Annotated in this window: 6 protein-coding genes and 1 pseudogene; all 7 read left to right on the top strand. The window is 76.6% G+C overall.

Going from position 1 to position 11,760, the window contains the following annotated elements:
* A partial coding sequence (locus tag ACFXAM_RS34020) for an SAV_2336 N-terminal domain-related protein (protein ID WP_380297197.1) occupies positions 1-4,263 on the top strand: 4,263 nt, incomplete at its 5' end.
* A gap of 50 nt (positions 4,264-4,313) precedes the next feature.
* Positions 4,314-4,811: a hypothetical protein gene (locus ACFXAM_RS34015; RefSeq protein WP_380297196.1), complete on the top strand. Its 498-nt coding sequence runs from the start codon at positions 4,314-4,316 to the stop codon at positions 4,809-4,811.
* A gap of 119 nt (positions 4,812-4,930) precedes the next feature.
* Positions 4,931-5,641 carry a DsbA family oxidoreductase gene (locus ACFXAM_RS34010; protein WP_380297195.1) on the top strand — a complete coding sequence of 237 codons (711 nt, stop codon included), beginning with the start codon at positions 4,931-4,933 and terminating at the stop codon, positions 5,639-5,641.
* Between the two features lie 28 nt (positions 5,642-5,669).
* Positions 5,670-7,088, top strand: coding sequence for a phytoene desaturase family protein (locus ACFXAM_RS34005; RefSeq protein ID WP_380297194.1), 1,419 nt, complete (start codon positions 5,670-5,672; stop codon positions 7,086-7,088).
* A gap of 190 nt (positions 7,089-7,278) precedes the next feature.
* A pseudogene (locus tag ACFXAM_RS34000) lies at positions 7,279-8,889 on the top strand (AMP-binding protein); the annotation flags it as partial.
* Between the two features lie 12 nt (positions 8,890-8,901).
* Positions 8,902-9,303, top strand: a complete 402-nt coding sequence (locus tag ACFXAM_RS33995; RefSeq protein ID WP_380297198.1) for an acyl-CoA thioesterase — start codon at positions 8,902-8,904, stop codon at positions 9,301-9,303.
* On the top strand, positions 9,300-11,760 hold a 2,461-nt coding region (locus ACFXAM_RS33990), incomplete at its 3' end, for an FAD-dependent monooxygenase (protein ID WP_380297193.1). The genes ACFXAM_RS33995 and ACFXAM_RS33990, both read left to right, overlap by 4 nt.

Here is an 11,760-nt window from a genome sequence, read left to right as displayed (position 1 = left end):
CGCCGGCGGGAGGCCGGCGGCCCCCGGGCCGCGCTGCACTCCCGCGCCGGCTCCCCCGGCCCGGGCGGCGCCGCCGCACCCGGCGGGCGGACCGTCCGGGTCACCCGCCCCCGCGCGCTCGACGGCTCGCTGGACCTCGCCCGGGCGCTGCGCCCGCTGAGACGGCCGGCCGACGCCCCCGGGCGGGCCGCCCTCGACGAGGAGGCGACCGCCGAGGCCACCGCCGAGACCGGCATCCTGCTCCCGGCCTGGCGGCCCGCCCGGGAGCCGTACTTCTCGGTCGACCTGCTGGTCGACACCGGCGCCACGATGGCCGTCTGGCACCGGCTCGCCGATGAGCTGGGCACCCTGCTGGAGCGGCACGGCGCCTTCGCCGACGTCCGCCGCTGGTCGCTGCGGACGGACCTGGACGCCCCCGCGCTCGCCCCACTCCGCCGCCACAGCCCGGCCGTGCCCCCCGTCCCCCGCTCCGGCTGGTTCCGCCCGCTCCTGGACCCGACCGGCCGCCGGATCCTGCTCGTCCTCACCGACGGCGTCGGCCCGGCCTGGTACGGGGAGGAGCTGCCCGGCTTCCTGGCCGCCACCGCGGCCACCCGTCCGGCCGCGGCGCTGCAGGTGCTGCCCCGGCGGCTGTGGCACCGCACCGCGCTGCGCACCGCCCCGGTGGAGGCGCGCGCCTCCGACACGGGCCGGCCGGTCCCGGTGTTCCGCTCGGAGGCCGCGCTGCCCGGCATCCCGCGCGGCGCCCGGGGCGCCGCCGAACGGGCCCGGGTGCGCTGGCTGCCGGTCCTGGAGGTCGACGCCGACTGGCTCGCCCCGTGGGCCCGGCTCACCGCCGGCCGTGCCTGCGGCTGGACGCCGATGCTGGCCGCCCCGCTCGGCGGCGTGCCGCGCCCGCAGCGGCCGGCCGGCCACGCCGAGGGCCCGGCCACGCCCGCCGAGCGCGTCGCCCGCTTCCGGGCCGGCAGCTCCCCGACGGCCTACCGGCTCGCCTGCCACCTGGCGGCGGCGCCGCTGAGCCTGCCGGTGATGCGGCTGGTCCAGCAGGCCGCCGTCCCCGAGTCCGGGCAGACGGACCTCGCGGAACTGTTCGTCTCCGGCCTGCTCGAACCGCCCGGCGCGGCCGCCGGGGACCCGGACGAGCAGATCTACGCCTTCCGGAGCGGCGTGCGGGCGGAGCTGCTCACCGAGCTGAGCCGTACCGAGTCGGTGGACGTGCTGGCGCTCCTCGCCAAGGTGTCCGGCCGGGTCGCCGCGACCTTCGGCGGGACGCTCGACTTCCGCGCCCTGGCCACGGTCGGCGGGGACGGTGCGCCGCCGTCGGCGCTGTCGGAGCGGAGCCGGGTCTTCGCGGAGGTCGCGGTGGAGGTCCTGGCGGGCGCCGGTGGCCGGCACGCGGAGGACGCCGCGCGACTGGCCTCGGCGCTGGAGCGGTCGGCGCTGGAGCGGTCGGCGCGGGACGGCGCGGCGGCCCGTACGGCGCCCACGGTCCCGGCGGCCGCACCGGGCGCACCGACCAGCCCCGCCCTCAGACCCGACCGGCTGGTCCCGGTGCCGCCCGTCCAGAGCCCGCCCGATCCCCCGGTCATGATCGGCCGGCGCGGCGCACTGGCGGAGCTGGCGGAGGCCTTCTCCCCCACCCGGACGGTGACCCGGCCGGGCCTCCCCGACCTGGTGATCCTCACCGGCGCGCTCGGGACGGGACGCCGGCGGCTCGTCCAGGAGTACGTCGGCGCCTTCGGCGGGTCGCATCCGTTCGTCCACTGGATCGACGCCCGCCGGCCCGGCACGCTGCGGACGGGACTGTCGCGGCTCTGGCAGGCCGTCGGCCCGGCCGGCGCCCTGCTCGACGAATCCTCCCTCGCTCCGCTGTGGCGGCAGCTGGCACGGCATCAGGACTGGCTCGTCGTCCTCGACGACGTCCCCCGGGGCGCCTGGGCCAGCGACAGCGAGCTACCGTTCTTCCTCCCCCGGCACGGCCGGGGATGCGTCGTCGTCACGACCGAATCCATCGGCTCCTGGCGGCCCCCGACGGGGGCCCGGGTCGTCCGGCTCGGAGCGCTCGACACCGACGAGGTGGTGGACGAGCTGCGGAGGTGGCTGGGCCCGGAGCACGACGCGGCGGACCCCGCGGTGGAACGGGCCCTGCGGCGACTGGCCCGGCGGCTGCCGCGTGTGCCGGTCCAGCTGGCCGCCCGCAACCTCGCCGCGGACGTGGCGGAGGCCCTCGCCGCGCCGGGGCCGCGGAACGGCATCGCCGAGGAGGAAGCCCTCGTCCAGGCCGGAATCATCAGGATCCCGCCGTCGCGACGCATCCCCCTGCAGACCCTCCCGGCCGCGTCCCGCGCGTTCACCGGTCGTGCGGTGGAACTCGGCGAACTGATCAGCTTCCTGACGCCCGCCGAGCCCGGCACCGACGCCACCCGTGCGGCCGTGGTCTCCGGCCTTCCGGGCGTCGGAAAGACGGAGCTCGTCCTCCAGGCCGCCGAACGGGTCCTGGCGTTCGGGTGGTATCCCGGCGGAGTCCTGTACCTCGACCTGGCGGGCAACCGGAGCGGTGAGGCGCTCACCACCGAGAAGGCCGTGGAGCTCCTCCTCCGCTCCCTCGACACCAACCAGGACGCCATCCCGGCCGACCACCAGTACCGGCTCCTCGTCCACCGGGCCGCCCTTGCCCGGTACACCCGGGAGTTCGGGCCCGTCCTCATGGTCCTCGACAACGCGGCGAGCGCCGCCCAGGTGGCACCGCTGCTCCCGACCGACGGCGCCGTCAGCGTCCTCGTCAGCTCGCGGAGCGTCCTGTCGCTCGATGCCCGGCTGTTCGAGGTGGGGGTGCTGACCGCCGAGGCCTCGGTCCGGCTCCTGGAGAACCGCCTCCGGAAGCGTCTGGGCCACGACACCCGGATCGCCGACGCCCCCGACCAGGCCCGGGCGCTGGCGGAGCTGTGCGGCAGGCTGCCGCTGGCGCTGACCCTCTGCGCCGGACAGCTGGCCCAGACCCCCTCCCGCCCGGTGGCATCGCTGGTCGAGCAGCTGACCGATCCCCGGCGGCGGCTCGACCTGATCCGCCGCGACGAACAGAGCGTGCGAACGGCGTTCGACATCTCGTACCGACAGCTCCCGGGCGACCAGGCGCGACTCTTCCGGCTGCTCTCGGTGTTCCCCCACCCCGATCTGACCACGGAGGCCGCGGCCCGCCTCGCCGACCTCGACGCCCGGGAGACCGGGATCCTCCTGTCGGCCCTGGCCGACACCCACCTCGTCGGCTACGGCTCGGCCTGGGGCCGCTGGTCGGTCCACTCACTGCTCACCCTGTACGCCGTGGGCCTCCGCGAGGATCACGCCGACAACCGCGACCAGGCCCTCGAACGGCTCCTGACGCACTACCGCTCCGCGGTGGAGAGCGCCGTCCAGCACCTCGACCACGGGTTCACCGACCGCTTCCGCTCACCCGCGGAGGTCCGCACCTGGGTGGACTTCGAGCGGCCCGTCCTGCTCCCGCTGGTCCGCTACGCCGCCTTCACCCTCGCGACACCGCTCACGGCGCTGCTGGTCCGCGTACGCGGCTTCGACGACCTGGCCACGGTGGTGGACACCGTGCTCGCCGCCCTCCGCCGGGACGACAACCGCGAGGACGAGGCGGGATTCCTTGAGCGCCTCCGGCTGGAACTCGACGGCCGGCCGCCCGGTGAGGACGTTCCGGAGGATCAACGCACGGCTTTCGAGCAACTGTCCCGGCTCACCGGCGACTCGTCGGACCGCAAGGCGGTCCACCTGCTCTTCCAGCTGAGAGGCGCGGACGTCCGCACCGCGAAGTCCGTCGTGACGGAGATCCTGGTCGACCTCGCGGCCGACCCCGAGGCCGACGGCACGGTGCTCGACCTCGACACCGCACTCCAGGTGACCCTCACCGGCGAGCGGGATCCGTTGGCGGCCGTCGGGCGCGCGATCGTGCGGGTGTGGCAGGCCATGTCCGCGCTCCCCGCCGGGACCAGGCCTCCGCTCGGCCTGGCGGTCTTCACCGGCCCGCACGATTCCCGGGCACCGGGTCGCCAGGCCTTGATGCGGAGGCTCGCGACGGCACCGAGGACCCCGTACAGCCCCATTGCGGCGCTCACCGTCTCCGGGGCCGTCCTGGATCTGGTGAGCGACCGGCTGGGCACCGGTGAGGCCCTGCGCTTCACGCAGGTCGAGGGCGCCCATCTGTACAACGGCGACGCCTACGCACTCGGCGGACAGCTCGCCGATGTCAGTGGCAGCTGATCCACTACCGGTGCACCGGAACCGCCGACGATCAGACAGGAACCACGGGCATGGGCGTACTGACCGACTACTTCCGCGCGGCCGACGACGCCGCCGTCCTCGCCGCGCTCCACGATGCCGAGGGCGGGCCGCTGGTCGGGGGCGCGGGGGCGGTGTTCGACGGGGTCGAGGCCAAGGGGGTGGACCCGGATGTCGTCCTGGGGCAGCTGATCGCCGTCGTGCGGCGGGTGGAGTGGGCGGTCGACCTGGTCGGCGGAACGCCGGTGTGGCCGACCACGCCGCCGCCCGGCCGGGAGGGGCCCGCGGACGAGGACGACCCCTGGGCGACCGGGCCCTGGGTGATGCGGCTCGGCCGGCCGGTGCGGGACACCCTGGCGGAGCTCCCGGAGGCCGGTCTCGCCGAGGTCGCCGCCCCGTGGGCGGCGACCGCCGAGGAACTGCCCGGCGCGGACGGCGAGGGCCTGCGCCCGCTGGTCCAGGAGCTGTCCGGGCTGGCGCGCCGCGCCCGGGCGGCGGGCGAGGACCTCTACTGCTGGCTCTGTCTGTAGCCCGCAGCCCGGCGGAGGGTGAATGGTTCACCGGCAGAAATATTCACCCGGCCGACGGTGTTGCGCCCTGGAGGTGTGCGGGAAGGACCCGCACGGGCCGGAAGGACGGGAGCAGCGCCGTGCGCGTCGAGATCTGGAGCGACATCAACTGCCCGTGGTGCTACATCGGCAAGGCGCGCTTCGAACGGGCTCTGGAGCGCTTCCCGCACCGCGGTGACGTCGAGGTCGTGCACCGGTCGTTCGAGCTCGACCCCCGGGCGCCGCACCAGGCGCGGCCGGTGGTGCCGCTGCTCGCCGCCAAGTACGGGATGGGCCTGGAGCAGGCGGAGGCGGCCGAGCAGGGGATCGCCGACAACGCGCAGGCCGAGGGGCTGGCGTACGTCCGTGCGGGGCGGGACGCCGCGAACTCCTTCGACATGCACCGGATGCTGCACTTCGCCGCCGAGCACGGGCGGCAGGCGGCGCTGCTGGACCTGCTCTACCGGGCCAACTTCGCCGAGGAGGCGTCCGCGTTCGCGCCGGGGCGGCTGGTGGAGCTGGCCATCGAGGCGGGGCTGGACGGCGCGCAGGCGGCGCGGGTGCTGGCCGACCGGCAGGCGTACGCGGACGCGGTGCGCGAGGACGAGGCGACGGCGAGCGCGATGGGCGCCACCGGCGTGCCGTTCTTCGTGTTCGACCGCCGGCTCGGGGTCTCGGGCGCGCAGCCGGCCGACACCTTCACGGCGGCGCTGGAGCAGGCCTGGGAGAGCCGCACGGTGCTGACGCCGGTCGGCGCGGAGAACGCCGCCGGGGCCTGCGGGCCGGACGGGTGCGAGCTGCCGCAGCGCTGAGCACGGACGGGTGCGGGATGCTGGGCCCATGAGTACCGCCGTGGTCGTGGGCGGTGGGCCCAACGGGCTCGCCGCCGCCGTCCGGCTGGCCCGGGCCGGGCTGCGGGTGACCGTGCTGGAGGCCGCCGGGGAGGCGGGCGGCGGGGCGCGCAGCGGCGAGGCGATCGTGCCCGGGCTGCTGCACGACCACTGCTCGGCCGTCCACCCGATGACCGTCGGCTCGCCGTTCCTGCGCGGTCTGGGGCTGGAGCGGTTCGGACTGGAGTTCCGGCTGCCGGAGGTCGACTGCGCGCACCCGCTGGACGACGGCACGGCCGGGGCCCTGTACCGGTCGGTCGCCGACACCGCCGACGCGCTGGGCGGCGTCGACGGCCGGCGGTGGCGGCAGCTGTTCGGGCGGCCGGTCGAGGAGTACGACCGGCTCGCCCCCGCCCTCATGGGCCCGCTGCTGCGCCTCCCCCGTCACCCGGTGCTGCTCTCCCGGTTCGGGCTGCCCGCGCTGCTCCCGGCCTCGGCCCTGGCCCGGGTGTTCTCCGACGAGCGGGCGCGGGCGCTGTTCGGCGGGGCGGCGGCGCACGCGTTCCAGCCGCTGCACCGGCCGCTGAGCGCCGCGATCGGGCTCGGGCTGCTGACCTCCGGGCACCGGTACGGCTGGGCGGTGGCCGCCGGGGGCTCGGGGGCGATCACCCGGGCGCTGGTCGCGCTGCTCACCGAGCTGGGCGGCACGGTCGAGACCGGGGTGCGGGTCCGCTCGGCCGACCGGATCCCGCCCGCCGACCTCGTCCTGTACGACCTCGCCCCCGGCGCGGTCGCCGATCTCCTCGGCGACCGGCTGCCGGCCCGGACCGCCCGCGCCTACCGCCGCTTCCGCCACGGACCCGGGGCGTTCAAGGTCGACTTCGCCGTCGAGGGCGGCGTGCCCTGGACGGCCGAAGCCGCCCGCCGCGCCGGCACCGTCCACCTCGGCGGGGGCTTCGCCGAGCTCGCGGCCGCCGAGCGCGCCGTCGCCGCCGGGCGGATGCCGCGGCGGCCGTTCGTCCTGGTCGGCCAGCAGTACCTGGCGGACCCGCAGCGCTCCGTCGGCGACGTCCACCCGGTGTGGAGCTACGCCCATGTGCCGCACGGCTACACCGGGGACGCCACCGGGGCGGTCATCGCGCAGATCGAACGCTTCGCCCCCGGATTCCGCGAGCGGATCATCGGCCTGGCCGTGCGCCGTCCCGCCGACTTCGCCGCCGGCAACCCCAACTTCGTCGGCGGCGACATCATGACCGGAGCCAAGGGCGCCGCCCAGCTCCTCCTCGGCCCGCGCCCCACCCTGCACCCCTACGCGACCGGCCTGCCCGGCCACTACCTCTGCTCCGCCGCCACCCCGCCCGGCCCGGGCGTCCACGGCATGTGCGGCGCCCACGCCGCCGAGGCGGCCCTGCGGTGGCTGCGGCGCTGACCGCCGGGGCCGGGACGGGCCGGGGCGGTGGACGGGGAGGGGCCGGGACGGGCTGAGCCGACGCGGGCCGGGCCGACGGCGGGCTGAGTCGGCGGCGGGCTGGGCCGAATGCGTGTATCGGTCTCTTGACTGGCGTCACCGAAGCGCGATACTTGGCTCACTCCCGCTCGCCCTACGAGGTGGCCCGCCCATGGAGCTCTCTCCCTCTGCGCACGTGGACACGTTCTGTCGCGACAACCTCCCGCCGCTCGACGAGTGGCCCGAACTCCTCTTCGAGTTACCGGAGTTGGCATATCCGGACCGGCTGAACTGCGCCCACGAGCTGCTCGACGCGACGATCGCGCGGTACGGGCCCGACCGGCGGTGCCTGGTCACGCCGGACGCCCAGTGGACGTACGGCGAGCTGCGCGAGCGGGCGGACGCGGTGGCCCGGCTGCTGGCCGGGCGCCTCGGCCTGGTGCCCGGGAACCGGGTGCTCCTGCGGGGCCCCAACGCACCGTGGCTGGTGGCCTGTTGGCTCGGGGTGCTGAAGGCGGGCGGGGTGGCCGTGACCACCATGCCGCTGCTGCGGGCGGGCGAGCTGACCACGCTCTGCGCGATCGCCCGGCCGGTGCTGGCACTGTGCGACGGACGGTTCCTGGCGGAGCTGGAGCGGGCCGAGACGCCCGGGCTGACGGTGGTGCCCTACGATCGGGCCGGGCCGCAGGGCCTGACCGGCGGCGCGGGGTTCACCGCCGTGCCGACGGCCGCCGACGACGTGGCGCTGATCGCCTTCACCTCCGGCACCACCGGCCGCCCCAAGGCCACCATGCACTTCCACCGGGACGTGCTCGCCAACGCCGACACCTTCTCCCGCCACCTGCTGCGCCCCACCCCCGGGGACCTCTTCGGCGGCACCCCGCCGCTCGCCTTCACCTTCGGGCTCGGCGGGCTGGTGGTCTTCCCGCTGCGGGCCGGCGCCGCCGCGCTGCTGCTGGAACAGGCCGCGCCCGAGCAGCTGGCCGAGCAGGTCCACCGGCACGGGGTGAGCGTGCTGTTCACCGCGCCGACGGCCTACCGGGCGATCCTCGCCGCCGGGCTGGCCGACCGGCTGGCGGGGGTGCGGCGCTGCGTCTCGGCGGGCGAGCACCTGCCGGCGAGCGTCTGGGAGGCGTTCCGGGCGGCCACCGGGGTGCGGCTGATCGACGGCATCGGGGCGACCGAACTGCTGCACGTGTTCATATCCGCCGCCGACGCCGACATCCGCCCCGGCGCGACCGGCCTGCCGGTGCCCGGCTACCGGGCGGCGATCCTGGACGACCGGGGCCGGCCGGTGCCAGACGGGCAGCCCGGGCGGCTCGCCGTCAAGGGCCCGACCGGCTGCCGCTACCTCGACGACCCGCGCCAGCGCGACTACGTCCGGGACGGCTGGAACCTCACCGGGGACACCTGCGTGCGCGACGCCGACGGCTACTTCTGGTACCAGGCGCGCACTGACGACATGATCGTCTCGGCCGGCTACAACATCGCCGGTCCCGAGGTCGAGCAGGTGCTCGCCGAGCACCCGGACGTCGCCGACTGCGCGGTGGTCGGGGCACCGGACGAACGGCGCGGCACCGTCGTCAAGGCGTACGTGGTGCTGCGCGCCGGGGTGACGGGAGGACCGGCGACGGTCCGGGCGCTCCAGGAGCACGTGAAGCGGACCGTCGCGCCGTACAAGTACCCGCGCGTGGTGGAGTTCACCGACGCGCTGCCGCGCACCGCGACCGGGAAGCTGGCCCGCGCCGAACTGCGCCGGCGGGCGGCCGCCGGGGCCGCCGGGGCGCCGGCCAGCGTGACCACCGAGCGCCGGGTCGAGTGGTCGGACACCGACGCGGCCGGGCACTACCACTTCTCGGCCGTCCAGCGCTGGGCCGAGGCCGCCGAGGCGACCCTGCTGCGCCGGCTGGGGCTGGACGGGCTGTTCGGGCGGATCCCCCGGGTGCACTTCGAGGCGGACTACCGCGAGCGGCTCTGGTTCGGTGACGTGGTCCGCACCGAGCTGCGGGTCGAACGCGTCGGCGGCTCCTCGCTGCACTACGCCTTCGAGGTGCACGGGCCGCACGGGCTGGCCGCCAGCGGGCGGATGTCGGTGGTGCACGCCGCGCCGCACGCCGAGGGCAGCGAGCCGTGGCCGGACCAGGTGCGCCACGCGCTGGCCGCAGCCGGACGCCAGGAGCCGGAGGTGATCCGGTGACCGCCGGCGCCGGCCGCATCGCGGTGATCGGCGCCGGCCCGGGCGGGCTCTACTTCGCCGCCCTGGCCCGGAGGACGGCGCCCGGGCGGGAGATCACCGTCTTCGAACGGGACGGCCGTGACGACGCGTTCGGCTTCGGCGTGGTCTTCTCCGACGAGACGCTGGACGGCATCGCCCGGGCCGACCCGGAGGTGTTCGCCGCGATGAGCGCGGAGTTCGCCCGCTGGAGCGACATCGACGTCCGCCGCGCCGGCCAGGTGCGCACCTGCGGCGGGCACGGCTTCGCGGCGCTGGACCGCAACCGGCTGCGCGCGATCCTGCAACGCCGCTGCGCGGAACTGGCGGTGGACGTGCGCTACCGCACGCCCGCCCCGCCGATCGGGCGGCTCGCCGCGGAGTACGACCTGGTGGTCGCGGCGGACGGGATCAACTCCTCGACCAGAGCGGCGTATCCGCAGGCCTTCCGCCCGGAGCTGGACGAACGGCGCAGCCGCTACATGTGGCTCGCCACCGACAAGGTCTTCGAGGCCTTCACCTTCATCGTCGAGCGGTTCGACTTCGGCGTGCTGCAGGTCCACGCCTACCCGTACAGCGCCGAGCGGTCCACGTTCATCGTGGAGCTGGCCGAGGAGCCCTGGCGGCGGGCGGGCTTCGAGGCCCTGGCGGCCCGGGAGTTCGCACGCGGGGAGAGCGACACCGCGAGCGTCCGGCGGTGCGCGGAGCTGCTCGCCGGGCACCTGGACGGACACCGGCTGATCCCCAACGCCTCCCGCTGGATCCGGTTCACCACCGTGCGCAACGCCGCCTGGCGGCACCGGAACGTGGTGCTGCTCGGCGACGCGGCGCACACGGCCCACTTCTCGATCGGCTCGGGCACCAAACTCGCGCTGGAGGACGCCCTGGCACTCGCCGCGAGCCTGCGCGAACAGCCCACGCCGGCGGACGCGCTGGCCGCGTACGAGGCGGAGCGGCGGCCGGTGGTGGAGTCCGCCCAGCGGGCCGCGCAGGCGAGCCTGGAGTGGTTCGAGACGATCGGGCGGCGCACCGGGCAGGGGGCGGACCAGTTCGCGTTCAACCTGCTCACCCGCAGCCGCCGGGTCACCTACGGGAGCCTGCGGGCACGGGATCCCGGGTTCGTCGCGGCGGTGGACCGGGCCGTCCGGGGAGCGCCGGACGTCGGCGACACCCGCGACATCCGGGACACCCGCGACACCCGCGACACCCGCGACGCCCGCGACGTCCCGCCGATGTTCCGCCCGCTGAAGCTGGGCGCCCTGGAACTGCGCAACCGGGTGGTGGTGCCGCCGCTGGCCACCTTCACCGCCGTCGACGCCCTGCCGAGCGCCTTCGACCGGGCACAGCTGACCGCGCACGCGCTCGGCGGCGCCGGGCTGGTGATCGCCGGGATGACCGCCGTCACCCCGGAGGGCCGGGCCACCGACCGCTGCCCGGGCCTGTGGAACGACCGGCAGGAGCAGGCCTGGCGCGAACTGCTCACCGGTATCCGGGAGGTGAGCGGCACACCCGTGGGGATCCAGCTGACCCACGCCGGGCGCCGGGCCTCCCGGGCGGTGCCGGGCCCGGACGGCACCGGGCCGCCGCTCACCGGGGGCGGCTGGCCGGTGCTGGCCGCCTCACCGCTGCCGTGGGATGCCGAATCGCCGCTGCCGCACGAGGCCAACGCCGTCCAACTCGCCGCGGTGACGGCGGACTTCGCCGCTGCGGCGGAGCGCGCGGCGCGGGCCGGGTTCGACGCGCTGGAGCTCCAGTTCGGCCACGGCCACCTGCTCTCCGGCTTCCTGTCCCCGCTCACCAACCGGCGCACCGACGGCTACGGCGGCCCGCTCGCGCAGCGGCTGCGGCTGCCGCTGGAGGTGCTGGCGGCGGTCCGCGCGGTGTGGCCGGCCGGGCGGCCGCTGCTGGTGCGGATCTCGGCGAGCGACTGGGCGCCGGGCGGCACCAGTGCGGCGGAGGCCGTCGCGATCGGCCGCGCGCTCGCGGACGGCGGGGCGGACGCGCTGGACGTCTCCACCGGCGAGGTGGTGGCGCACCAGCGGCCGCCGTACGGGCGCGGCTACCAGACGCCGTTCGCCGAACTGGTGCGCGCCGCCACCGGCGTGCCGACCGTCGCGGTCGGCGCGATCTCCCACCACGACGACGCCGACTCGGTGCTGCTGGCCGGGCGGGCGGACCTGGTCGCGGTCGGCCGGGCCCAGCTCCACGACCCGCTGTGGACGCTGCACGCCGCCGCCGAGCAGGGCTACGCGGGCCCCGGGGCGTGCTGGCCCGGCCCGTGGGGGGCGGGCAGCCGCCGGCCGCCGGGGCCGGGGGCGGACCGGGTGGCGCCCCGGCTGCGGCTCGTACGCGAGCCGGCCGCGCCGGTGCACCGCCGCTGGCGCCCCGCCCCGGCCGGGCACCCCGGGCCCCCCGCCCGCCCCAACCCGCCCGGGGAACCCC

Source organism: Kitasatospora sp. NPDC059462, from assembly GCF_042749955.1.
Classification (GTDB): Bacteria; Actinomycetota; Actinomycetes; order Streptomycetales; family Streptomycetaceae; genus Kitasatospora.
The sequence above is the reverse complement of the archived record's forward strand: the minus strand, read 5'-3'. Positions and strand labels throughout refer to the sequence as shown.

Excerpts from the sequence above, each read along its gene's own strand:
- ACFXAM_RS34015 (WP_380297196.1), top strand. The coding sequence starts at position 4,314 with ATGGGCGTACTGACCGACTACTTCCGCGCGGCCGACGACGCCGCCGTC.
- ACFXAM_RS34005 (WP_380297194.1), top strand. The coding sequence starts at position 5,670 with ATGAGTACCGCCGTGGTCGTGGGCGGTGGGCCCAACGGGCTCGCCGCC.